Origin of the sequence: Streptomyces sp. NPDC127595 (assembly GCF_042671685.1) — a bacterium.
Taxonomy (GTDB): Bacteria; Actinomycetota; Actinomycetes; order Streptomycetales; family Streptomycetaceae; genus Streptomyces.
The window spans coordinates 157,628-180,944 of the sequence record NZ_JBHXWK010000014.1 but is presented as its reverse complement, the minus strand read 5'-3'; the positions used below and the strand labels follow the sequence as shown (position 1 = coordinate 180,944).

Genomic DNA, 23,317 nt, shown 5'->3' with positions numbered 1-23,317 from the left:
GCGATCGAACCGTTCCCCCGTGGGATGCCAGTGACCTGCCGTAGCCTCTAAGTAACCGTTGATGCACACAGCGTGGTGTGCGCAGGTGGGGGTGGGGTCCTTGAGCGAGCAGCCGCCGATCGCGTGGAGGTACTGCGGCCATCAGTTCAAGATGTGGCGGCAGGAGGCGGGAGTCAGTCGTGAGGAGGCCGGAGCGGCGACCAACTACGCGCCGGACACCATCGGTTCGTTCGAGCTGGGGGCGCGCAGGCCGACGACCCGGCTGCTGGCGATCGGGGACGAACTCTTCGGCGCACGGGGGAAGTTGAAGGCGGCGGCGCAGTACTTGGAGCCGGAGAAGTTCCCGCCGCGTACGCAGGACTTCATGGACTGTGAGGCGAGCGCGATCGCCTTGCAGTGGTACGAGACGTTGCTGGTCCCCGGGCTGTTGCCGACCGAGGCGTATGTGCGGTCGCTGCTCAGTGCCCACTTTCCGCCGCTGGACGACGAGACGATCGAGAGCCGGGTGGCCGCCAGGCTGGAGCGGCAGCACCTGCTGATTCGCAGGCCGACGGCGTACTTCGGCTTCGTCTTCGAGGAGATCGCGTTGCGGCGCCCCGTGGGAGGAGCGGCGACGATGCGGGAGCAGTGTCAACGGTTGCTGGAAGCAGGGCGGTTGCGCAATGTCTCCGTTCAGGTGCTGCCGACCGACCGGGGCGCCCATGCCGGACTCAACGGTCCCATGGTGTTGATCGAGACGCCCGACCGCGAGCACTACGCGTACGAGGAAGGGCAGGCGGTCAGTGTGCTGCACGCCGGTTCGGCGGATCTCAGCAATCTGACCCAGCGCTTTGGCATGATCCGGACGCAAGCCCTCAGCACGGAGGAGTCGGCACGGTTCATCGGAAAGGTGGCTGACGAGTGGTGAACACCGAACTCGCCTGGTTCAAGTCGAGCTACAGCGGCACCGAGGGCGGCAACTGCGTCGAGGTCGCCTGGTTCAAGTCGAGTTACAGCGGTACTGAGGGCGGTGCCTGCGTCGAGGTCGCCCTCCGTCCCGGCGCCGTCCACATCCGGGACTCGAAGCTCAACCCGATCGGCGACGGCCCCGAGTTGACCGTCCCCGCCTCCGCGTGGGCGGAGTTCGTCGCGCACGTCGGGACTTGAGCTTCGGGAGTCGGGATTCGAGACCCTTTTGCAAGGAATGGGTGGGTTGCTCAACCCGCCCACCCTCCCCTTGCGCCCCTTCGTGGCGGGCCCAAGTGGCGCCCGGGCCAGGGGAGATGACTTTTCGTGATCGGGTCGCGGCGGAGCGTGGCGAGCGTGTAGCGTGCGCCGAAAGAAATGACCCCCGTGGGTGTTAGCGCACCACGCGGGGGTCTGACCAACTAGATCGAGGACAAGTCGATCCATGGCTACCGCCCAGCTTAATGCCGCCCCGCGCCCGCACGCCCACCCGATGGCCAATCCGGGGTACGGAAAGAGGTCGGCGCCCGACCAAGAGCCCCGTACCGGCCGGGACTTCGCACATCTGCCCGTGCGTGAGGCGTCCATCGCCACCTACCTGGACCGGCTGGACGACGAGTCGGACCTCTCCATCAAGACCCTGGCCAAGCACCTGCCGTACGGCCAGTGCGCCATCGGCACCGCCCTCAACAACCTCTCCGCGGCGGGGCATCTGCGTCGCGTACGCCGTCCCGTCACCGTCGATGGCTGCCCCCGCTGGGTATGGCACACCTTCTTCTCGCGGACCGCGCGAGACGACACATGGTGGAACGCCCTCCTCGCCGGGGAGGCGCCGGTCACGCAGCCGCCGTCGTCGGAGGCGGCCCGCTCGGCTGCGTACGGCGTACTGGCCCGGCTCAGCCGCATCGATCCCCGGCTCACGCTCTCGGCGGGGGAGTGCGGCGCGCTGGAGGAGCAGGCGGCCGAATGGTTCGCGCGGGGCGCTGGTGAGGCCCAGCTCGTGCAGGCGGTGACGGCGGGGCTCCCGGAGCGGGTGGCGCACGCCTACGGCTTTGTACGGGCCCGGCTCCTCGCCAAGCTGCCGCCGCCCGAGCCGCAGCCGCGGACGGTCCGTTACGAGGTCGTCTGCACAGCGTGCGGTGAGCCGGGCGGGGACGGTGGGATGCCGGGCGGGTTGTGCGGGGGCTGCTGGGGAGGACGGCCCGCCCTCCCGGCGGACCGGGTTCACGCCCATGTGGGGCGGCTGCGGGCTGCCCTGCGCGACGGGGCACGTACGGAGAAGGGAGCAGGCGCATGACGACCTTGCAGCACGGTCCGCCCGTAACCGGGGCAGGATGGAGGGGAGGAGGCGACGCCATGACCCCCATGACATCCGACCGGCCCCAGATGCTCGTCGAGGAGTTCGAGGAGCTCGCCCGTCACGCGCCGGAGTCGGCGCGGCTGGAGTTCCTGAACGGAAAGATCGGGGTCAAGCCCATGCCGGACGGCAATCACGGATCGATCGTGATGTGGCTGCTCAAGCGCTGTATGCAGCTGCGGCCAGAGCTGGAGCTCTATCCGGAGCAAGGGTTGAAGGTCGAGGGGTACCGCAAAGGGCGAGCCAGGCCGGATGGGGCTTTGGTGCCTGAGGGGTACTTCGTGGGGAAAGGCGAATGGGCCGAGCCCAATGGCGTCCTGATGGTTGTCGAGGTCACCTCCCACGACCGGGACGCGGACCAGCGTGACCGGATCGAGAAGCCAGAGGGCTACTCGGCCGCGGGCATCCCGGTCTATCTCCTCGTCGACCGGGACACGGACAGCGTGACCGTGCACGCCGACCCCGAAGGTGGCACCTACCGCTCGCTCACCACCCGGGCGTTCGGATCGGTGATCGAGTTGCCGGATCCGGTTGGGATCACGCTGGAGACGGACAAGCTCAAGGACTTCGCCGACTGAACCGCCAGAGCAGGGCGGCGCCGGTGCACCTCGGCCCGCTACCTCATCCCTCCTCCCGGGCACGAACGCCTGGACCGGTTCGAACCGCCGGGACTCTCCCAGCTGCCCGGCCGGCGGTGGAACAGGACGTACCACCGGCCCCATGGCCCGTACCGGTCCGGCGAGCCCCGCCTTCAGTCAGAAGGCGGGGCCTCGCCGTTTCCTCCGCCTGCCGGAGTCGGATGACGGTGACAACGCAGTAGCCGGTCAGCGCCGATCAGGACAGCAGGTGCTAGAGAACCCCGCTGCTCTCGATGACGACGCTGGTGCTCGGCGTGCCGCTGCGGCTGCCGAGGCCCTCGATCTTCTTCACGAGGTCGAGGCCCTCGGTGACCTCGCCGAAGACCACGTGCTTGCCGTCCAGCCAGTCCGTCACGATCGTGGTGATGAAGAACTGCGAGCCGTTGGTGTTCGGTCCCGCGTTGGCCATCGATAGCAGGCCGGGCTTGGTGTGCTTGAGCTGGAAGTTCTCGTCGGCGAACTTCTCGCCGTAGATGCTCTTGCCGCCGGTGCCGTCACCCCGGGTGAAGTCACCGCCCTGGAGCATGAACTGGGGGATGATCCGGTGGAACTTGGAACCGGCGTAGCCGTAGCCCTTCTCGCCGGTGGCCAGGGCGCGGAAGTTCTCCGCGGTCTTGGGGACAACGTCGTCGTACAGATCGAAGACGATCCGCCCCGCAGGCTCGTTGCCGATGGTGATGTCGAAGTAAACCTTGGTAGTCATGCCTTCAGTCTGGCATTTCCCATGTGTGCTGATTACCTACGGCCCCGGGAAAGCCCTCTGGTCCAGCCCTGAGATCTTGAACACGGTCAGCGCCGTCTCCCGGTCGATCCGCTCCGACACGCGGCGCAGTGCCGTCGCCCCGCAGGTGAGGGAGCCGCGCAGGGCGGAGAGGCGGGCGTCCTCGTCGAGGCGGTGCCAGAGCGGGGGGTTGGTTACCAGGACGCGGGGGTCGATCTCGACCGAGGCGCCGGAGGTGTCGCGCAGGGTGAGGCGTTGGGCGACGCCGTCCAGGCAGCGCACCGACACCAGGGGGTCCGTTCGTACCCGCCGGGTGACCAGTAGTCCGCGGGTGGAGAGCCAGCCCTCTCCGGCCGCGACCCGGCTCGGGCAGAGGACGAGGAACAGCAGTACGCCGAGCGCGGCCCAGAGCGCCGCCCGCGGCGGTGACAGGCAGCCGGATAAGGACGCGACAAGGTCCGGGGGCCGCGCGTGAAGAACGCGCTAGCGGTGTCCGTACGGGACCGGACATGGGCCGAACCTGATCGAGCCGCGCACCGCCTCCCCGCGTGCGCGGCGCCTTTTCGTGCCATCAGCCCGTGCCGTGAACGAACGTGCCATCAGCCCGTGCCGTGAATGAAGGAGTACGTGCCCCTCGGCGACGAGGTGCGCGCCGTCACCGTCTGCCACCCCGATCCCGAGGACCGTGCCCAGGTCGCGGCCCTGGAGCGCGCCTGGGAGGAGTGGAGCCCGGGGTCCCACTCGTTCGGCTCGCCTCCGAGCGCCGGGCCCTGGGCCGCCCCATAGCGTCGTACGTGTCCCGTATCGCCGCCGACGAGCCCGGCACCAGGGTCACCGTGCTGATCCCGGAGGTCGAGCCCGACCGGCTGTGGCAGCGGCTGCTGCAGAACCAGCGGGGCGCTGTCGTCGCCCACGCCGTGCGGAAGGAGACGGACGCGGTGATCTGCCGACTGCGGTTCCGGATCACCTGAAAGCTGCACCGATCCCCTGGGAGCCGTCCCGCGTCACCTGACAGCCGCACCGATCCCCTGGGAGCTGTCTCGCGTCACCTGAGAGCTGCACCGGCCCCGCGTCCGGAAACCCCACCGGAAACCCCCCCGTAAGGGATGCGTCAAAGCCGTAGCGCCCCCCGTATGGGACCCGTCAACGGTGGCCGAATCCGGTCAGAGAGGCGCTTTCCTCTACTAGTCCGTTCAACCCCGAACCTCATCTAGGAGCTCACGATGGCCGACGTGGTCTTCGTCGTCACCACGATCGCGGTGTTCGCGCTGGTGGCCCTCGTCGCCAAGGGGGTGACGAAGCTGTGACCGCCGAGGCTGTATTCATCGGCGGCGTCGGCTTCGTGGTGCCCGCCGCCCTGCTGGGCCATCTCCTCCTTGCCACCGGGCGCCAGGGGGTGTCGCTGTGACCGCCGAGAACATTGTCGGCCTGATCGTGGCCGTCGCCCTGCTGGGCTATCTGATCCTTGCCCTCGTCTTCCCGGAGAGGTTCTGAGCACTGTTATGGGACCCGTCCTCGCCGGCGTGCTTCAGATGGTCGCGCTCATAGCGGCCCTGGCACTCGCCTACCGTCCCCTCGGCGACTACATGGCCAAGGTCTACTCCTCCGACAAGCACTGGCGCGTCGAGAAGTGGATCTACAAGGGCATCGGCGCCAACCCGAACACCGAGATGCGCTGGCCCGCGTACCTGCGCAGCGTCCTCGCCTTCTCGGCCGTCGGCGTCCTCTTTCTCTACCTGCTTCAGCGCATCCAGGGCATCCTGCCCGGCTCGCTCGGCTTCTCCTCCATCGATCCGGACCAGGCGTTCAACACCGCCGCGTCCTTCGTGTCGAACACCAACTGGCAGTCGTACTACGGCGAGCAGGCCATGGGCCATGTCCTGCAGACCGGTGGCCTCGCGGTGCAGAACTTCGTCTCCGCGGCGGTCGGCATCGCCGTCGCCGTGGCGCTCGTACGGGGCTTCGCGCGCTCGCGTACCGGTGAACTCGGCAACTTCTGGGCCGACATGGTGCGCGGAGTCATCCGCATCCTGCTGCCCATCTCTGTGGTCGCCGCGATCGTCCTGGTCGCGTGCGGAGCCATCCAGAACTTCGCCGGCATCCACGAGGTCGGCCAGTTCATGGGCGGCTCGCAGCAGTGGAACGGCGGCGCGGTCGCCTCCCAGGAGGCCATCAAGGAGCTGGGCACCAACGGCGGCGGTTACTTCAACGCCAACTCGGCCCACCCCTTCGAGAACCCCTCCCCGTTCTCCGACCTCTTCGAGATCTTCCTGCTCCTGGTGATCCCGTTCGCGCTCACCCGGACCTTCGGCCGGATGGTCGGCTCGCTGCGCCAGGGTTACGCGATCCTCGCCACGATGGTCACCATCTGGGTCGGCTTCACGGCCCTGATGTTCTGGACCGAGTTCGCCCACCACGGCCCGGCGTTCCAGATCGCAGGCGGGGCGATGGAGGGCAAGGAGACCCGCTTCGGCGTCGCCGGTTCCTCGATCTTCGCGGTGGCGACCACGCTGACCTCGACGGGTGCGGTCAACTCCTTCCACTCCTCCTTCACCGGCCTCGGCGGCGGCATCACCATGCTGGGCATGCAGCTCGGCGAGATCGCACCCGGTGGTACCGGCTCCGGCCTCTACGGCATGCTGATCATGGCGATCATCGCGGTGTTCATCGCCGGTCTGATGGTCGGCCGTACGCCCGAGTACCTGGGCAAGAAGATCGGCACCCGCGAGATCAAGCTCGCCGCCTGCTACATCCTCATCACCCCGGCCCTGGTGCTCGTCTTCGCCGCCGCGGCGATGGCCCTGCCCACCCCGGGCAACTCGATGACGAACTCCGGCGCGCACGGCTTCTCCGAGATCCTGTACGCCTACACCTCGGCCGCCAACAACAACGGCTCGGCCTTCGCCGGCCTGAACGCGGACACGCAGTGGTTCAACAGCACCCTCGGACTCTGCATGCTCCTGGGCCGCTTCCTGCCGATGGTGTTCGTGCTGGCCCTGGCCGGTTCGCTCGCCGAGCAGAAGCCGGTCCCGGCGACCGCGGGCACGCTGCGCACCGAGAAGCCGCTGTTCACCGGTCTCCTGGTGGGCGCGATCCTCATCATCACCGGTCTGACCTACTTCCCGGCCCTCGCGCTGGGTCCGCTGGCCGAGGGGCTGGCGTCATGAGCACCCGTACAGCGAAGTCGCGTAAAGAACGTAAAGAACGTAAAGAAGAGGACTCCATGTCCACAGCCACTCCGACCCGGGCGCCGCACAGCGATGTGCCGACCGGCCACAAGGACGAAAGTCGCGTCGGTGCGGGGGTGTTCGACCCGAAGCAGCTCCTCAGGTCACTGCCCGACGCCTGCCGCAAGCTGGACCCGCGGGTGATGATCAAGTCGCCCGTCATGTTCGTGGTGCTCGTCGGCTCGGTGCTGACGACCGTCTTCTCCTTCACGGACCCGAGCGACTGGTTCGGCTGGGCGATCAGCGCCTGGCTCTGGCTGACCGTGATCTTCGCCAACCTGGCGGAGGCGGTGGCCGAGGGCCGCGGCAAGGCGCAGGCGGACACCCTGCGCAAGGCCAAGACCGACACCGTCGCCCGGCGCCTGAACGGCTCGGTGGAGGAGCAGGTCCCCGGCACCGAACTGCGCGTCGGCGACCTGGTGGTCTGTGAGGCGGGCGACATCATCCCCGGCGACGGTGACGTCGTCGAGGGTGTCGCCTCCGTCGACGAGTCGGCCATCACCGGTGAGTCGGCGCCCGTCATCCGCGAGTCCGGCGGCGACCGCAGCGCCGTCACCGGCGGTACGAAGGTTCTCTCCGACCGGATCGTCATCAAGATCACGACGAAGCCGGGCGAGACCTTCATCGACCGCATGATCGCCCTGGTCGAGGGCGCCGCACGGCAGAAGACGCCCAACGAGATCGCGCTGAACATCCTGCTCGCCTCGCTGACGATCGTCTTCCTGCTCGCCGTCGCCACCCTGCCGCCGTTCGCGGACTACGCGGGTACGCATCTGACGATGGTCGTGCTGGTGGCCCTGCTCGTCTGTCTGATCCCGACCACCATCGGTGCGCTGCTCTCCGCGATCGGTATCGCGGGCATGGACCGGCTGGTGCAGCGGAACGTACTGGCCATGTCCGGCAGGGCGGTTGAGGCCGCGGGCGACGTATCGACCCTGCTCCTCGACAAGACCGGCACCATCACCCTCGGCAACCGCCAGGCCTCCGAGTTCGTGCCGGTGACCGGCACCACCGACGCCGAGGTTGCCGACGCCGCCCAGCTCTCCTCGCTGGCCGACGAGACGCCCGAGGGCCGCTCCATCGTCGTACTGGCGAAGGAGAAGTACGGGCTGCGCGAGCGTCACCAGGGTGAGCTGGCCGGGGCCGAGTGGATCGCCTTCACCGCCCAGACCCGGATGTCGGGTGTGGACGTCGACGGGCGCAGGATCCGCAAGGGCGCGGCCGGTTCGGTCATCGCCTGGGTGCGGGAGCGGGACGGCGAGATCTCCGCGGACGCGGACACGCTGGCCAACGCGATCTCCGAGGCGGGCGGCACCCCGCTGCTCGTCGCGGTCGAGGACGGCCGGGGAGCCCGGATCCTGGGCGTCATCCACCTCAAGGACGTCGTCAAGGAGGGCATGCGCGAGCGGTTCGACGAGCTGCGCCGCATGGGCATCAAGACCGTCATGATCACGGGCGACAACCCGCTGACGGCCAAGGCGATCGCGGACGAGGCGGGCGTCGACGACTTCCTCGCGGAGGCGACTCCCGAGGACAAGATGGCGCTCATCAAGCGGGAGCAGGCCGGCGGCAAGCTCGTCGCGATGACCGGTGACGGTACGAACGACGCTCCGGCGCTGGCGCAGGCCGACGTGGGCGTGGCCATGAACACCGGTACCTCGGCCGCCAAGGAGGCCGGGAACATGGTGGACCTGGACTCCAACCCGACCAAGCTCATCGAGATCGTCGAGATCGGCAAGCAACTCCTGATCACCCGGGGCGCGTTGACGACGTTCTCCATCGCCAACGACGTCGCGAAGTACTTCGCGATCATCCCGGCGCTGTTCGCCGCGGTCTACCCGGGCCTGGACAAGCTCAACATCATGCACCTGCACTCGCCCGACTCGGCGATCCTGTCCGCGGTCATCTTCAACGCGCTGATCATCATCGCGCTGGTGCCGCTCGCCCTGCGAGGCGTGCAGTACCGGCCGGTGAGCGCCGACCGGATGCTCCGCCGCAACCTCGGGATCTACGGACTCGGCGGGCTCGTCGCGCCCTTCATCGGCATCAAGATCATCGACCTGATCATCTCCCTCATCCCCGGAATCGGTTGAGCACGTCATGAACAACTCGGTTACGAACACTGCCCGGTTGCTCTGGGCCGGCCTGCGAGCCCTGCTCGTCCTGACGCTGGTGACGGGCGTCATCTACCCGCTCGTCATCACCGGCGTCGCCCAGGGCCTGTTCAACAACAAGGCGAACGGCTCGGAGATCAAGGAGAACGGCCAGGTCGTCGGCTCCTCGCTGATCGGCCAGGCCTACAACCTGCCGCTGAAGAAGGGCCAGACGACGCCGGAGCCCGACCTCAAGTGGTTCCAGGGCCGTCCGCAGAACGGTCTGGGGACGAACTCGGTCAACACGCAGTACAAGCTGATCCTGTCCGGTGCCACCAACCGCTCCGGTGACAACGGTGCGGTGAACGGCGTCTGCCCGCCGCTGGGCAAGGTGGAGGAGAACACCCTCTGCTACTGGGTCGAGTCGGCGAAGGCCGCGGTCATCAAGGACAACTCGGTGCCCGGTTACACGGTCAAGGCCTCCGACGTACCCGCCGACGCGGTGACGTCCTCCGGCTCCGGCCTCGACCCGGACATCTCCCCGCAGTACGCCGACATCCAGGTGCACCGCGTCGCGGAGAAGAACAACCTCCCCGTCGCCGAGGTGCAGAAGCTCGTGGACGAACACACCGACGGCCGCACGCTCGGCTTCATCGGCGAACCCACCGTGAACGTCCTCGAACTGAACATCGCCCTCAAGGAACTTGTGGCCAAGGGCTGATGGACGTGACGGCGTTACGCGGGAGCTGGCGCCCGGGGAGTCCTCCCGGACCCGCCAACTCCCGCACCACTTACGGCAGTCATGACCCGGCGTACGACGTGAGAGGCACCCACCGATGACCCGCGTGCTGGTCGTGGAGGACGACCCACAGCTCGTACGGGCGCTCGTGATCAACATGCAGGCGCGCGCGTACGGGGTCGACGCGGCCCCGGACGGCACGACCGCGCTCCGGCTCGCCGCCGCCGGCCCGACGTGGTCGTACTGGACCTGGGGCTGCCCGACATGGACGGCACGGACGTCATCAAGGCGCTGCGCGGCTGGAGCCGGGTGCCGATCCTGGTGCTGTCCGCACGCCGCTCCTCCGACGAGAAGGTCGCCGCGCTGGACGCGGGCGCCGACGACTACATCACCAAACCGTTCAGCATGAACGAACTCCTGGCCCGGCTGCGCGCCGCCGTCCGCCGCACCGACTCCGTGCCGCTCGCCCCCGAGACGGTCCTCGTCACCACGGACGAGTTCACCGTCGACCTGCTCGCCAAGAGGGCCAGCCGCGCGGGCCACGACGTCCGCCTCACCCCGACCGAGTGGCACCTGCTGGAGATCCTGGTCTCCAACCCGGGCCGGCTCATCACCCAGCGCCGGCTCCTCCAGGAGGTCTGGGGCGCCTCGCACAGCAACAAGACCAACTACCTGCGCGTCTACATGGCCCAACTACGCCGAAAACTCGAACCGGACCCGTCCCACCCCCGCTATCTGATCACCGAGCCGGGGATGGGGTATCGGTTCGAGGGCTGAGTGGGGCCGCGTTGCGTGAAGCCCGGCGCGGCGACGGGCTCTCACTCGGCCCGCGTTGATGTGCCGGCCAGCGCCCGCTGGATCTCCGCTGCGGGGAACGGGGTGTGTTTGCTCTGGGTGAGCAGACGGTGGTGGAAGTCGTCGAGCAGGATTGCGTGGGGGGCGTGACGGTCGATGATCGCGCCGATGTCGGGTGGGACGCCGTCGGGGCGGTGGCCCTCTGTCCATTGGCGCAGGAAGGCTGTGGGTTCGGTGGTGCCTCGCATGCCGTCGGGCAGGTGGTGGCGGAGCAGGTGGGTCGGGGCGTAGCTGCGGTCGTAGAGGAGATGGTCGGTGAGAAACGCGCCCTCCTCCGAGGAGAGTTCGAAGTCGCGGCTCGACGCGAGGCCGAGGTCCGCGAAGTACACCTGCCGGCCGTCGGTGAGCAGGTTTCCGAAGTGCGCGTCGAAGTGGACCAGTCCGCGTGCGCTCATGAACTCCGTCCCCCGCAGCAGCTCGTCCTCGACCCACCGGTAGGGCGACCCGGCTCCCGGCTCCCGGCCGGTGGCATCGCGGGCGTCGGCACCGCGGACTGCGGCATCGCGGGTGTCGGCATCGCGGGTGTCGGCGTCGCGAGGGTCAGCATCGTGGGTGTCAGCATCGCGGCCTGCGGGATCGCGGTCTGCGGCACCGCGGTCTGCGGCACCGCGGGTGTCGGCATCGCGGTTGTCTGCGAGCCATGTGGCGAGCGTCTGGGGCACGTGCTCCAGGAAGAGAACCAGGCTGAAGGAGGACTTTCCGATGGCCTCCAGCCGGCGGCGCACGGCCGGTGAGCCGTCCCAGTGGGCGACGGCCCCCTCGACGCCCCCGAGGAAGTCGGCGAAGGCGGCGGGAGGAGTGTCGGGCAGGATCCGCCAGTGGTAGAGGAGCGGGAAACCCGCGTACGCGTCCTGCAACACCCAGCCCGTGGTCAGGATGTGTGCGGCCAGCTCACGCCAGGCACCGAACCCGGCCGAACCCACCCCGTACTGGTAGAAGAGGGGAAGCTCGAACAGGTTGGCCGTCGAGCGGACGTGCTCCGGCCGCAGTTCGAGGTCCGTCAGCGGAACTCGCTTGACGAAGACGCGAGTTCCCTCGACTTCCAGCTCCGCCGACCTGCCGCCGATACCGTAACCGAGGCTCGGTGCGGCGGACACCGTATCCCCGAGCCGACGATCGCTGAGCAGGGACAGCCGTGCTCCCACCGCCGCGTAGGCGGACACTCGCCGGGCATGCGCTGAATCGGTCGCATGCATCGGCGGCTCCAGCCTGTCGTCGGGACGAACTGCCGTTGATCATCTCAGGAGTTACCCGGTGGGAGAGGCCACAGAGCTCGGCTGCGCGGTGGCGGCGGCAGGCTGCTTCCGGCCGCGGCGCATGAAGGGGCGTTCGACGGCGTAGTACGAGAGCAGGGCCATCAGGACGGTGAGGACGGCGGTGGCGGGGAGCTGCCAGGTGTCCACGCCCAGCAGGCCCAGGACGCGGGCGATGGGGTAGTGCCAGAGATACATGCCGTAGCTGAGGTTGCGGCCCGTCCAGGCGAGTGGGGGCAGGGACAGGAGTCTGGACAGCGTTCCGCGGGGGCGCAGTTCGAGGCCCGCGACCAGGGTGGCCGACGCCACCGCCACCGCGAGGAAACCGACGGTGTACCAGGCCGGCGTCCACCAGCCCGTGCCGCCGGTGATCGGCACCTGCCAGGCGGTCAGGGCCAAGGCTGCCAGGGCGGGCCAGGCCAGCCGTCCCGCCCAGACGCGCAGGCGCTCCAGCCGGGGGTCGCCGGCGGGCAGCCGGGCCAGCACCACGGCCACCAGGGCTCCGGCGAGCAGCTGGTCGGCGCGGGTGTCGGTGCTGTTGTAGATACGGTGCGCCGCGTCCGGGGCCCACAGGGAGAGCCGCCAGACCACCGGCAGGGTGCAGAGCACCGCCGTGATGATCAGCACCGTCCGCGCCCGCAGCCGCTTCAGCAGCAGGATCATCACGGGCGGCCAGACCAGGTAGAACTGTTCCTCCACCCCCAGCGACCAGGTGTGCGCCAGCGGCCCCGTCACGTCGGAGTACACGCCGGGCTGCACGGCCCGCACGATGTTCATCAGGAACGTCGCCGCCAGCAGGACGGCGAGCAGGTGGCCGTCGAAGCTCCGCAGCGACGTGGTGAGCGCCAGCACCGCGCACACCGCGCACAGGGCGAACAGCGCCGGCACCAGCCGCCGCCAGCGCCGCCGGTAGAACGCGGACATGCCGACGGTCCCGGTACGGGCGTACTCGGCGAGCAGCAGGCGGGTGATCACGAAGCCGCTGATGGTGAAGAAGACGTCGACCCCGACCGAGCCGCCCGGCAGTATGTCGGGCCGCACGTGGTAGACGAGCACCGTCGCCACGGCGAGGGTGCGCAGCCCGTCAAGACCGTTCACCCGCCCGACGCGCTGCACCGCGGAGGGGAAGCCCCGGCCCGCGGTGGTCCCGCCGCTCGCCGGAGCCGTCGCACTCGCTGCGCTCGTCGGCGTACTCGTCGGGGTGCTCGTCGTGGCACTCGTCATGAAAAGAATCGCTCTTCACCTGCCGCGGGGTCTCGGAATCACTGCGTCTGCCCTGCAATCACGTCGGAAAACCCTCAAGCGCGACCCGGCCCCGGTAGCACCAGCCGGAACGTGCAGCCCTCGCCGGGCGCGGTGTCCAGCTCAAGACGGCCCCCGTGCCCCTGCGCGATGGCCGCGGCGATGGCGAGCCCGAGCCCGCTTCCGCGCTGGTCGTGGGTGCGCGAGCGGGACCGGGAGCGGTCCACGCGGTAGAAGCGCTCGAAGACGCGCTGGGCCTCTTCGGGGGCCAGTCCCGGACCGGCGTCGGCGATCTCCAGGACGCCGATCGCGGTGCCGTGGGCGAGGGCCGGGGAGGCGCTGGTGCGCCCCGGCCGGTCCGCTCCGCCGGTGTCCGGGGCGACCAGGGCGGTGCCGACGCGTACGTGGATGGGGGTGCCCGGGGGAGTGTGGGTGCGCGCGTTGGACAGCAGGTTCTCGACGACCTGCCGTAGCCGGTGCGGGTCGCCGATGGCCTCCACCAGCTCCAGCTCCTCCGCGTCCTCGTCCCTCTCGGCTTCCTTCTGTGTACGCAGCGGTTCCAGGTCGATCCGGCGGCCGGAGTCGCCGAGCGCGGCCGCGCTCACCGCGTCGGCGGCCAGGGACAGCAGGTCGACGGGTTCACAGCCGTACGACGGCTCGTGGTCGAGTTTGGCGAGGAGCTGGAGGTCGTCGACGAGCAGGCCCATGCGCTCGGCGTTCTGGGCGATGAGCCGGTTCGCCTCGCGGCGGCCCGCGGCGGACTGCTGCTCGTGGCGGAGCGCCAGCTCGGCGAAGCCCTGGATCGCGGTGAGCGGCGTACGCAGCTCGTGCCCGGCGTCGGCGACGAAGCGGCGCAGCCTGGCCTCGGAGGTCTCGCGCTCGCGCAGGGCGCCCTGGAGCCGTTCGAGCATGGTGTTGAGGACCCGGCCGAGCCGCCCGGTCTCGGTGCGTGCGTCGGTGTCCGGCAGCCGCAGGTCGAGATCGCCGTCGGTGATGCCCTGGGCGGTGCGTTCCATGCGGGTGAGAGGGAGCAGCCCGAGGCGTACGACCCAGCGGCCGAAGAGCACGACGCCGGTGACCGTGAAGGCGAGCACCGTGCCGTCCAGGTAGAGGATCTTGGAGGTGGCACCGTCGATGGTGGCGAGGGGCAGCGCGATGACCGTCTTCATGCCGTCGTGGCCCTCGCGCAGGATGATCCGCCAGCGGGTGTCGCCCGAGGTGGCGGGCACAGTGGCGGGACGGCCCACGGTCAGCCCGAGGGCGTCGACGGTGGACGCCAGTTGGGGCCTGGTGGCCTGGTTGTCGTCGCCGAGTGAAGCGCTCAGGAGGTGGCCGTCGGAGTCGTAGAAGTAGACCCGGAAGTCGGAGGGCAGCGCCCCGGGGGTGGTGAACCTGCGCGGGAACCCCTCCTCGCTCACCGCGTCCTGGTACGCCTTCCTGGGCGTACTGAAGTGCGCGAGCTGCTCGTCGAGTCCGTCCATCAGCCAGGCCCGCAGTACGACGAAGCCGGCGACCTCGGCGGCCAGTACCGCGGTGGTGGCGACGACGGCGAGACCGAGGACGAGCCGGCCCCGCAGGGACACGGGCCGTTTCACCGTTCGGCGGCCTCGGCGCGCTCGCCGGCCGGCGGGGCGGCCTGCCCGACGGCCTGGTCGCGCTCATGGTCGCGCGGCAGCCGCAGCGAGTAGCCGATCCCGCGCACCGTGTGGATCAGCGGCGGCTCGACGCAGTCGATCTTCTTGCGCAGGTACTTCACGTACGTCTCGACGATGCGGACGTCACCGGCGAAGTCGTACCCCCAGACGCGCTGCACGATCTGCGCCCTGGTCAGCACCCGGTTGGCGTTCTCCATCAGGTAGCGGAGCAGATGGAACTCGGTGGGCGACAGCGGCACGTACCGCTCCGCGCGGTGCACCTCGTACGCCCGCTCGTCGAGCCGCAGGTCGGCGAAGAGCAGGATGCTCTCGTCGTCCTCGTCCGCCTCGTCGGAGGGCGCTTCCTCGGCGCCGGTGCGGCGCAGGATCGCCTGGATCCGCAGCAGCACCTCTTCGAGGCTGAAGGGCTTGGTGACGTAGTCGTCGCCGCCGGCCCGCAGCCCGTCGATCCGGTCGGACAGGTCGGTGCGCGCGGTCAGGAAGAGCACGGGGGTCTTCTTGCCGCCCGCCCGCATCGCGCGGGTCACCTCGAAACCGTCCAGGTCCGGCAGCATCACGTCGAGCAGCACCAGATCGGGGCCGAACCTCTCGATCTCCAGCAGCGCGGCACCGCCGGACTCCGCACTGCTCACCGCGTAGCCGCTGAGCCGCAGCGTGGACTCCAGCAGGGCTCGGATGCTCGGCTCGTCCTCGACGACGAGGAGCCTGTGGGGGGCGTGGGGCTCGGGGTGCTCGGACATGGCGTCGACTCTCCCCCCTCTTCATGAGCGCCGGCTTGGGGAAAGCTGGGGGTTGGCTGAGAGGCGCCCATGATGAGGGCCGCCTGGGGTGAAGGCCCGCCCGTGGTGAAGGCCGCCCGTGGTGAAGGCCCGCCCGTCGTGAGGCCGCCCGTGGTGAAGACCGCCCGTAATGAAAGACCCGTCCACGATGAAAGACCCCGGACTCCTCCACTGAGGGAGTCCGAGGCCACCTCGTGTCTGACTGAGACCCCGCTCAGAGATGAGACGTGGCTCCACGCGGTCCCTCGTACGTTAGGCAAGCCGTGTGGGAGACCCCGGGACGACTGCTGAGAGGTCCATGTGGACGGGCGGGCGGGTGTGGTACGAGGAAAACTCTTCGCCTGTCAGCCGCGTTGCGTGAAGACTGAACCGTATGACGACTGCTGATCCGACCGCTGATCCGGGGATTCTGAAGGAACCACCGAGCCTCGTCCCGCCGACCGTGAAGGTGCGGGACTCCTATCTGGCCGGTGAGCGCGCCGACTGCGTGGCGGAAGGACGGAGCACGGAGTGGCTCGGCCCGGCGGGCGACGACTTCGACGCCTTCGTCGCGCAGCGCCGCGGGGTGCAGGCCCGTTGGGGGGTGCCTTCCACCCTCTTCTGGTACGTCTCCGGGGAGCACTACCTCGGTTCGCTTGTCGTCCGGCACAGCCTGACCCCCGAACTGGCGGAAGTCGGCGGCCATGTCGGCTACCACGTCGTCAGACCCTGGCGCCGACAGGGCCACGCCACGCGGATGCTCGCCGCGGGGCTTGCCGAGTGCCGACGTCTGGGCCTCAGCCGCGTCCTGCTGACCTGCGGCGTCGACAACGCTCCGTCACGCCGGGTCATCCGGGCCAACGGCGGTGTCCCCGACGGTCAGGCAGCCGACGAGGACCGCTTCTGGATCACCGTCGGTGCCTGAGCCTGAGCCTGAGACCGAGGCGTAGGAGTAGTCAGACCATTTGTTCTGCAGGTGCCGCGTCGATGCGAGGTGCGGCGGTCGCGGCACTGCCCGCCCCGCGGCCGGCCAGTCGGCAGCCGAGGCAGTCGGGGTGGCCACGCCGGGCGGCGGTGTCGCGGGTGCGCCAGGTGTGGCCGGCGGGGCGTGGTCCGCCGGCCTTGCCCCAGCCCGCGAGGTGCAGCAGCCAGGTGGTGAGCGCGGCGAGAATGAGGACGGCTCCGCCCGACCACAGTCCGGCCGGTGAACCGGCGGCCAACGCCACGCCCAGGACCGTGCTTCCTGTGGTGGCCAGGGCGGTGCCGGCCCAGCCGGCGACGGTGTGGCCCATGTCATGGTCGCCATGTGCACTCATGTCGGCCCCTCGGGGGTGCGATGGTTCATCGGTCGGTGTGTGCCGCGGAGCAGATATCTTACTAGCTAAGTTACTTAGATGCTAAGGGGACTTTCGGGTGGAAGGCAAGGTGCGCCCCGAGGCGACGGCCGATCAGGCGCTGTACGCGATGGACCGGATGATCGCGCTCGCCCATTTCGGGCAGCAGGACATCGCTGGCCGGCTCGGCGTGAACGCCACCGACCTCACCTGCCTCGGCTTTGTCATCGAGGCCGCCCTGGCCGGTGAACCGCTCGCCGCGGGTGACCTCGCCGACCGGGCCCGCCTCACCACCGGGGCGGTGACCGGCGTACTCAACCGGTTGGAGAAGGCCGGCTACGCACATCGGCAGTCCGACCCCGGCGACCGGCGCCGGGTGCGCGTGGTGATGGGGGAGTCCGCCCAGGCACGCATCCTCGAGGTCTACGGCCCGTTCTACGAGCGCATCGGCGCCCTGTTCGCCGACTACACCCCGGACGAGATCGCCGTCCTGACGGACTGGTTCTCCCGCGCGACGGCCGCGATGCGGGACTCGCTGGAGGAGATCCGCGAGGGCGGGGCGCAGGCCGAAGCCTGAGGACTCGGGCGCCGGTCAGCTGAGCGTGACCAGCCCGGCGCCGGTCGGCCGAGGTACGACCACTCAGGTGCCGGTCGGCCGAGGTATGACCACTCAGGTGCCGGTCAGCCGAGGCGTGACCCCTCGCGCGCCGGTGCGTCCTCGTCCACCTCGCCGCCCACTCTTTGCCCAAGCCCGCCCCGCCTTGGCGCGTCCTTGACCGCTCCCGGTACCACGCGCCGGTCACACTGACCTCGCCCCCGCCCCCTGCCCCGCGAGGTCCCCATGGCGTACGGACTGGCCCGCCGCGAACTGAAGCCGAAGGTTCCGTTGCGTCACGGGGAGGGGGACAAGCACCATCTGACCAGCCTCGAAGGGCTTGCCGCGCTGTCGCTGGACGCGTTGAGCTCGGTGGCGTACGGCCCCGAGGCGATCGTGCTGGTGCTGATCGTCGCCGGCACCGGGGCACTGACCGCGACGCTCCCGGTGACGCTGGTCATCGCCGCGCTGCTCGCGGTGCTCGTGGTGTCGTACGGGCAGGTCATCGCCGTACATCCGGACGGCGGGGGTGCGTACGCCGTGGCCAAGAAGGATCTCGGGCCCCGGGTCAGTCTGCTCGCGGCGGCCAGTCTCGTCGTGGACTACGTGCTGACCGTGGCGGTCAGTCTGGCGGCGGGCGCGGCCAGTCTCGCGTCCGCGTTCCCCTCCCTCAACTCGTATCTGCTGGAGATCTGCCTCCTCGGACTGGCACTTCTCACGGTTGTGAACCTGCGGGGCGTCGCCGAGAGCGCGCGGGTGCTGATGCTGCCCACGCTGCTGTTCATCGTGAGCATCTTCGGCATCATCGTGTTCGGGCTGCTGCGCGACCACCCCGTCGCGGTCGTCGGGACCGCCCAACCCGTCCACGCCACCGAGGCGTTGGGAGTGGTGCTGCTCCTGAAGGCCTTCTCCTCCGGCTGCTCCGCGCTGACCGGCGTGGAGGCCATCGCCAACGGAGTCCCCGCCTTCCGTGAGCCGCGCGTAAAACGCGCCCAGCGCACCGAGTTGATGCTCGGCGGACTGCTCGGGCTGATGCTGATCGGTCTCGCCGTGCTGATCCAGCGCGACGATGTGGCCCCGCGCGGCGGAGTGACCGTGCTCGCGCAGCTCACCGCGGGCTCGTACGGGACGGGATGGGCGTACTACGCGACCAACCTCATTGTCACGACGGTCCTGCTCTTCGCCGCCAACACCAGTTTCGGCGGCCTGCCGGTGCTGATGAGCCTGCTCGCCAAGGACCACCGGCTGCCGCACCTGTTCGCGCTGCGCACCGAACGCCCGGTGTACCGCTGGGGAGTTGTGGCCCTCGCCCTGCTCGCCGCGCTGCTGCTGGCCGCCGTGGACGCCGACACCCACCGCCTGCTCCCGCTGTTCGCGATCGGTGTCTTCATCGGGTTCACCATCAGCCAGACCGGGCTCGTCCGGCACTGGGCGAAGGAACGGCCGCACGGCTGGCTGCGGCGCGCGGTGCTCAACGGGTTCGGCGCGGTGCTGACGAGCGTGGCCTGCGTGGTGCTGCTGGCCAGCAAGTTCGTCGAGGGCGCCTGGGTGGTCGTCGTCGCGGTTCCGCTGCTGATGCTGCTCTTCGCCCGCATCCAGCGCTACTACGCCGAAGTGGGCCGGGAGTTGGGCCTCGGCGAGATCCCGCCGCCGGTGCGCGCCGGCGCCGGCTCCCTCGTCATCGTGCCGGTCGGCGAGGTCAGCAGACTCGCCCAGCACGCGCTGACGGCCGCCCGCGCCCTCGGCTCGGCCGAGATCGTCGCCGTCGCCGTACACGGAAACCAGGAAAGGGCCCTGGCCCTGAAGGAGAGTTGGGACCGCTGGGATCCCGGCGTACGGCTCGACATCGTCGACAGCCCGAAGCGCTCCCTGGTCGAACCGATCGTCGAGTACGTCCAGCGGGCGGCGGAGGGAGGACGGCAGATCGTCGTCCTCATCCCCGAGGTGGAGCCCCGTCACCGCCGCTACCAGATCCTCCAGAACCAGCGCGGGCTGCTGCTCGCGGCCGCGCTGAGGGCTCGTACCGATGTCGTGGTGTGCGTGGTGCCGTACCGGCTGAACATCTAGCCGAACGGCGTTGCTAGAGCCCGACGTCCCGGCGGCTAGTGGTGCCGTACCGGCTGAACATCTAGCCGAACGGCGTTGCTAGAGCCCGACGTCCCGGCGGCTCATGTCGTCCAGCGACTCGCGGCGTACGAGGACGCGCGCGATGCCGTCGTACGCCGCGACGACCGGGGGCCGGCCGACGAGGTTGTAACCGGAGGCCATGGACAGGTGATAGGCGCCGGCCGCCGGGACGGCGAGCAGGTCGCCGGGGTGTACGTCGCCCGGGAGCGCCACCTCGTCGGCGAGGATGTCGCCCGCCTCGCAGTGCCGGCCGACGACGGTGACGAGGCGCGGCGCCGCGGTGGACGCGCGGCCGATGAGCCGGGGCGCGTACCGGACGCCGTACAGCGCGGGTCTCGGGTTGTCGCTCATGCCGCCGTCGACGGCGACGAAGGTGTGCTCCCCGGTGCGCTTGACCGACAGGGCCCGGTAGACGGCGACCCCCGCGGGGCCGACGAGCGCCCGGCCGGGCTCCAAGGTGAGCCGGGGGACGGGCAGTTGGGCGCGGGCGCAGCCGTCCTTCAGCTCGGCGTGGACGCGGGTGGCCAGGGCGGACACGTCGAGGCTGTCCTCGCCGGGCCGGTACGCGATGGCGTGTCCGCCGCCGATGTTGAGCTGCGGCAGCGTGACGCCGTGCTGGTCACGGATCCGGGCCAGCAGCCCGATCATGCGGCGCACGGCGGCGACGTACGGCTTCACGGTGGCGATCTGCGAGCCGATGTGGCAGTGCAGGCCGACGAGTTCGAGGTGCGGCTGGTCGAGTATCCGGGCGACGGCGTGCCGCGCGGAGCCGTCCGTGATCGACAGGCCGAACTTCTGGTCCTCCGTACCGGTACGGATCTTGGTGTGCCCGCCGGCCGCGATACCGGGCACCACCCGCACCATGACCTTCTGCCGGGTGCCCTCGGGTGTGAGCGCGGCGAGCCGGGCGATCTCCGAGGTGCTGTCCACGACGATGCGCCCGACGCCGAGGCGGAGCGCGGTGCGCAGGTCCTCGGGGCTCTTGGCGTTGCCGTGCAGCACGATCTTCTCCGGCGGGAACCCGGTGGTGACGGCGAGCGCCAGCTCACCGGCGGAGCACACATCCAGGCCGAGGCCCTCCTCCGCCACCCAGTGCGCCATCGCACGGCACAGGAAGGCCTTGGCCGCGTACACGATGTCGGCCTCGGGGAACGCCTTGCGGTACGTACGGCAGCGGTCGCGGACCTCCTGCTCGTCCAGCACGTACACGGGGGTGCCGAAGCGGTCGGCCGCCTCGGCGAGGGAGACGCCGCCGACGGAGACGTCCCCGTCGGGCTCGGGGCGGGCGGAACGGGGCCAGACGGACAGGCCGTCGTCGGCGCCGCGTGCGTCCCGGGGTTCCTGGACTTCCTGGAGGTCCTGGAGGTCCTGGAGAGTGGTTACGGACATGACTTCTCCTCAGCCGATTTGGCGGATCAACCGATCAGCAGGTTCAGGTACGCGATGACGGCGGCGGCGCCGGTCGCCCGCAGGGCGCCGATGTGCTGGGGGTGCCAGTCGCGCCAGGTGCGCTCGCGGTCACAGTCATGGTCACGGTCATGGGTCTCGGTGGCGGCCGGAGCGGAGAGCTGTGGGTCGACGGTGAGGGCGGTGACGCCCAGGGGCGCGGCGAGCGCGCGCAGCGCGGGTTCGGAGAGCCTGATGCAGGCCTGTTCCGTGCCGAGGGTGGCGGTGAGCTTCGCCGCCGAGGTGAAGCCGACGGCCGTACGGCCGCCCAGCGGAGTGCGGAAGAACCGGGCCGTACAGCCCGCGGGCCCCGACCGGACAGGTACGTGGAGGAGTCCGGCCGGGATGCGTTCACAAGGCTCGGGGTCCGGGTCCTCTGGACGGTCCAGTGAAGACATCGTGCAGCTCCTTGACGAAGGTGACGTGCGCGCCGCTCTGCCGGTCCTGGTGCGGATGTTCCGCCCCGTGCCGGCCGGACGCTTCCGTGACGCTATGCCCGGGTGCGGGGGTACGGAGCGGTCCACTGACGCATGCTTGACGGCTGGGGCGGCAGCCGTAACGCGATGCATACGGGGATGCCGCGCAGAGGCCTTCGGCCGGGCGCAAGCCTGGCGTCACCGTCCCGGAGGCCGGACACTGGTGCGGCCATATGCGACATGCCAGACGCCACGGGGGAGGCGGCGTGACGGAGCCGGAGCGTGTACCGGGCCCGGGGGAGCGGGTGGAGCCTGCGGGGCTGGTGGTGGGAGAGCGGGTGGAGCCCGCGTTGGGCGTGCCAGGGCAGCGAGCGGAAGTCGCGGACGCGGAAGTCGCGGGCGTTGCGGGCGCCGTGTCGGACGTGCGCGCGGAGCATGTGGACGCCGTTCCGGGAGCGCGCGTGGAGCCCGCGGGCGCTGCGTCGGGTACGGGCATGGAGCCCGCGGGGGCGGCATCGCGTACGGGCATGGAGCCCACGGGCGCCGCGTCGCGAACCGGCCCGGAGCCCGCGAGCGCGGCATCGGGGACGGGCATGGAGCCCGCGAGCGCCGTGTCGGGTACGGGCATGGAGCCTGCGGGCGCCGCGTCGGGAACAGGCCCCGAGCCCGCGAGCGCCCCCTCTGCCCGGCGCACCGAGCTGGATGCGATCCGCACCCTCGTCGTCATCGGGCTGGTCTTCTTCCACTCGGCGCTGGTGTTCGCCACGGACACCGACTTCTACGTCAGGAACCGGGACACCACCGACGCGATCCTGGTCGTCGCCGGGTTCGGTGTGGTGTGGGCGATGCCGATGCTGTTCTTCGTCGCGGGCCTCGGCTCCTGGCACTCGCTGCGCCGCCGTGGCCCCGGCGGCTTCGCCACGGAACGGCTGCTGCGGCTCGGCGTACCGCTGCTCTTCGCGACGGCCACCCTGCTGCCGCTGCCGCAGTGGCTGCGCGAACGGGCCGCCGACCCCGGCTACGACGAGTCCTACCTCCGTTTCCTGCCCCGCTTCTTCGACGTACACCTGGACCTCTCCGCGTTCCCGTTCGTCGTACAGGGCAAGTACTTCGAGACGGGCCACCTGTGGTTCGTGGTGCTGCTGCTCACGTTCTCGCTGTTCCTGGTGCCGCTTACCCGGTGGCTGCCCGCGGCGCGCGCCCAGCGGCTCCGCGACGCCGTCGCCAGGGCGTGCGAACGGCGTGGTGTGGTGCTGCTCCCCGCCCTCCCGCTCGCCGTGATGAGCGCGCTGATCGGCCTGGAGGAGGACTACGGAGGCTGGGGCCGGTGGGCGTACCTCCTCTTCTTCGTCTACGGCTTCGTCGTGGCCACCGACGACCGCCTCCGCGCGGCGATGCGCCGGGACGCGGCGCTGGCGGCAGTCCTGGGTCCCCTCCTCTTCGCCGCGAGCGCGCCCGGCTTCATGACGGCGGACGACGCCTTCACGGACCCGACCGCCCTCGCGACGGTCACGCGCGCGCTGTACGGTGCAGCCGGCTGGTGCTGGATCGTGGGCATCGTGGGCCTGCTGGACCGCCGCGACCGCCGCGACCGCCACGACCGCCACGACCGCCACGACCGCCGCGACCGGCCTCCGGCTGCGGTATCGCTCAGTGGACGCCGTCGCCTGTTCGGCTATCTGGCCGTCGGCGCACTGCCGTTGTACGTCCTGCACCAGCCGATCGTCGTGGCGGTCGCGTACGCGGTGGTCGGCCTGGACGCCCCGATCCCGGTCAAGTACGTCCTGATCGTGGCGGCTTCGCTGTTCCTGACCTTGGCCGCGTACGAACTCCTCGTACGGCGGACCAGGTTGACGCGTTTCCTGTTCGGGATGCGCCCGAGCCGGGTCCGGGAACCGTCCTAGTTCTGGACGCCG

The 23,317-nt window shown here is 70.1% G+C and carries 22 protein-coding genes and 2 pseudogenes; 14 read left to right on the top strand and 10 right to left on the bottom strand.

Annotated elements, in window-relative coordinates; all coding sequences use genetic code 11:
* Window positions 1-91: 91 nt before the first annotated feature.
* The 4 genes from ACFVKT_RS34795 (at window position 92) to ACFVKT_RS34780 (ending at window position 2,880) form a co-directional block, all read left to right on the top strand.
* Window positions 92-907 carry a helix-turn-helix domain-containing protein gene (locus ACFVKT_RS34795; RefSeq protein ID WP_385739051.1) on the top strand — a complete coding sequence of 272 codons (816 nt, stop codon included), beginning with the start codon at window positions 92-94 and terminating at the stop codon, window positions 905-907.
* A complete protein-coding gene (locus ACFVKT_RS34790; RefSeq protein WP_385739196.1) occupies window positions 904-1,146 on the top strand; it encodes a DUF397 domain-containing protein in 243 nt (80 codons plus the stop codon). Before ACFVKT_RS34795 ends, ACFVKT_RS34790 begins: the two co-directional genes overlap by 4 nt.
* A gap of 244 nt (window positions 1,147-1,390) precedes the next feature.
* The gene (locus ACFVKT_RS34785; protein ID WP_385739049.1) at window positions 1,391-2,242 is read left to right on the top strand and encodes a hypothetical protein; all 852 of its coding nucleotides are present in this window, start codon (window positions 1,391-1,393) and stop codon (window positions 2,240-2,242) included.
* 59 nt (window positions 2,243-2,301) lie between these two features.
* Window positions 2,302-2,880: a Uma2 family endonuclease gene (locus ACFVKT_RS34780; RefSeq protein WP_385739046.1), complete on the top strand. Its 579-nt coding sequence runs from the start codon at window positions 2,302-2,304 to the stop codon at window positions 2,878-2,880.
* 271 nt (window positions 2,881-3,151) lie between these two features.
* Here ACFVKT_RS34780 and ACFVKT_RS34775 read toward each other — a convergent pair whose 3' ends face one another.
* Together ACFVKT_RS34775 and ACFVKT_RS34770 are read right to left on the bottom strand one after the other, a co-directional pair.
* Complete coding sequence (locus ACFVKT_RS34775; protein WP_385739043.1) at window positions 3,152-3,643, bottom strand: peptidylprolyl isomerase; 492 nt, start codon at window positions 3,641-3,643, stop codon at window positions 3,152-3,154.
* Between the two features lie 36 nt (window positions 3,644-3,679).
* Complete coding sequence (locus tag ACFVKT_RS34770) at window positions 3,680-3,949, bottom strand: hypothetical protein (protein WP_385739040.1); 270 nt, start codon at window positions 3,947-3,949, stop codon at window positions 3,680-3,682.
* A 345-nt stretch (window positions 3,950-4,294) separates the two neighbouring features.
* Between ACFVKT_RS34770 and ACFVKT_RS34765 the strand changes: the two are divergent.
* A pseudogene (locus tag ACFVKT_RS34765) lies at window positions 4,295-4,632 on the top strand (amino acid permease); the annotation flags it as partial.
* A 239-nt stretch (window positions 4,633-4,871) separates the two neighbouring features.
* Here ACFVKT_RS34765 and ACFVKT_RS34760 read toward each other — a convergent pair.
* Entirely contained in the window at window positions 4,872-5,030 is a 159-nt protein-coding gene (locus tag ACFVKT_RS34760) for a hypothetical protein (protein WP_385739037.1), read from the bottom strand.
* 35 nt (window positions 5,031-5,065) lie between these two features.
* On the opposite strand from ACFVKT_RS34760, the gene kdpF reads away from it, so the two are divergent.
* From kdpF to ACFVKT_RS34735, 5 genes and pseudogenes are all read left to right on the top strand, one after another.
* Window positions 5,066-5,155 (top strand): K(+)-transporting ATPase subunit F, encoded by a 90-nt coding sequence (kdpF, locus tag ACFVKT_RS34755; protein WP_266456782.1) that lies wholly within the window; start codon window positions 5,066-5,068, stop codon window positions 5,153-5,155.
* 8 nt (window positions 5,156-5,163) lie between these two features.
* Window positions 5,164-6,828, top strand: a complete 1,665-nt coding sequence (kdpA, locus tag ACFVKT_RS34750) for a potassium-transporting ATPase subunit KdpA (protein ID WP_385739032.1) — start codon at window positions 5,164-5,166, stop codon at window positions 6,826-6,828.
* Between the two features lie 56 nt (window positions 6,829-6,884).
* On the top strand, window positions 6,885-8,981 hold the full coding sequence (kdpB, locus tag ACFVKT_RS34745) for a potassium-transporting ATPase subunit KdpB (protein ID WP_385739029.1): 2,097 nt from the start codon (window positions 6,885-6,887) through the stop codon (window positions 8,979-8,981).
* Window positions 8,982-8,988: 7 nt separating this feature from the next.
* Window positions 8,989-9,702 (top strand): potassium-transporting ATPase subunit C, encoded by a 714-nt coding sequence (locus tag ACFVKT_RS34740; protein ID WP_385739026.1) that lies wholly within the window; start codon window positions 8,989-8,991, stop codon window positions 9,700-9,702.
* A 115-nt stretch (window positions 9,703-9,817) separates the two neighbouring features.
* Window positions 9,818-10,497, top strand: a pseudogene (locus ACFVKT_RS34735) (response regulator).
* 41 nt (window positions 10,498-10,538) lie between these two features.
* On the opposite strand, the gene ACFVKT_RS34730 reads toward ACFVKT_RS34735, so the two are convergent.
* The 4 genes from ACFVKT_RS34730 to ACFVKT_RS34715 all read right to left on the bottom strand — a co-directional run bounded on the left by ACFVKT_RS34730 (window position 10,539) and on the right by ACFVKT_RS34715 (window position 15,465).
* A complete protein-coding gene (locus ACFVKT_RS34730; protein WP_385739023.1) occupies window positions 10,539-11,771 on the bottom strand; it encodes a protein kinase family protein in 1,233 nt (410 codons plus the stop codon).
* 51 nt (window positions 11,772-11,822) lie between these two features.
* Complete coding sequence (locus ACFVKT_RS34725; protein WP_385739020.1) at window positions 11,823-13,052, bottom strand: acyltransferase family protein; 1,230 nt, start codon at window positions 13,050-13,052, stop codon at window positions 11,823-11,825.
* Window positions 13,053-13,126: 74 nt separating this feature from the next.
* On the bottom strand, window positions 13,127-14,653 hold the full coding sequence (locus tag ACFVKT_RS34720; RefSeq protein WP_385739017.1) for a sensor histidine kinase: 1,527 nt from the start codon (window positions 14,651-14,653) through the stop codon (window positions 13,127-13,129).
* Between the two features lie 8 nt (window positions 14,654-14,661).
* Window positions 14,662-15,465, bottom strand: a complete 804-nt coding sequence (locus ACFVKT_RS34715) for a response regulator transcription factor (RefSeq protein WP_385739015.1) — start codon at window positions 15,463-15,465, stop codon at window positions 14,662-14,664.
* Between the two features lie 412 nt (window positions 15,466-15,877).
* Here ACFVKT_RS34715 and ACFVKT_RS34710 point away from each other — a divergent pair, with 412 nt between their 5' ends.
* Window positions 15,878-16,408 carry a GNAT family N-acetyltransferase gene (locus tag ACFVKT_RS34710; protein ID WP_385739013.1) on the top strand — a complete coding sequence of 177 codons (531 nt, stop codon included), beginning with the start codon at window positions 15,878-15,880 and terminating at the stop codon, window positions 16,406-16,408.
* A gap of 31 nt (window positions 16,409-16,439) precedes the next feature.
* On the opposite strand, the gene ACFVKT_RS34705 is transcribed toward ACFVKT_RS34710, so the two are convergent.
* Entirely contained in the window at window positions 16,440-16,799 is a 360-nt protein-coding gene (locus ACFVKT_RS34705; RefSeq protein ID WP_385739011.1) for an HGxxPAAW family protein, read from the bottom strand.
* Window positions 16,800-16,896: 97 nt separating this feature from the next.
* On the opposite strand from ACFVKT_RS34705, the gene ACFVKT_RS34700 reads away from it, so the two are divergent.
* Both ACFVKT_RS34700 and ACFVKT_RS34695 read left to right on the top strand, forming a co-directional pair.
* Window positions 16,897-17,394, top strand: coding sequence for a MarR family transcriptional regulator (locus ACFVKT_RS34700; protein WP_385739009.1), 498 nt, complete (start codon window positions 16,897-16,899; stop codon window positions 17,392-17,394).
* Window positions 17,395-17,658: 264 nt separating this feature from the next.
* Window positions 17,659-19,479, top strand: coding sequence for an APC family permease (locus ACFVKT_RS34695; protein ID WP_385739007.1), 1,821 nt, complete (start codon window positions 17,659-17,661; stop codon window positions 19,477-19,479).
* Window positions 19,480-19,557: 78 nt separating this feature from the next.
* Here the strand turns inward: ACFVKT_RS34695 and lysA are convergent, their stop codons facing one another.
* Entirely contained in the window at window positions 19,558-20,928 is a 1,371-nt protein-coding gene (gene lysA, locus ACFVKT_RS34690) for a diaminopimelate decarboxylase (RefSeq protein ID WP_385739005.1), read from the bottom strand.
* 26 nt (window positions 20,929-20,954) lie between these two features.
* Window positions 20,955-21,383, bottom strand: coding sequence for an SAV_915 family protein (locus ACFVKT_RS34685; protein WP_385739003.1), 429 nt, complete (start codon window positions 21,381-21,383; stop codon window positions 20,955-20,957).
* A 284-nt stretch (window positions 21,384-21,667) separates the two neighbouring features.
* On the opposite strand from ACFVKT_RS34685, the gene ACFVKT_RS34680 reads away from it, so the two are divergent.
* Window positions 21,668-23,305: an acyltransferase family protein gene (locus ACFVKT_RS34680; RefSeq protein ID WP_385739001.1), complete on the top strand. Its 1,638-nt coding sequence runs from the start codon at window positions 21,668-21,670 to the stop codon at window positions 23,303-23,305.
* The last annotated feature ends 12 nt before the right edge of the window (window positions 23,306-23,317 follow it).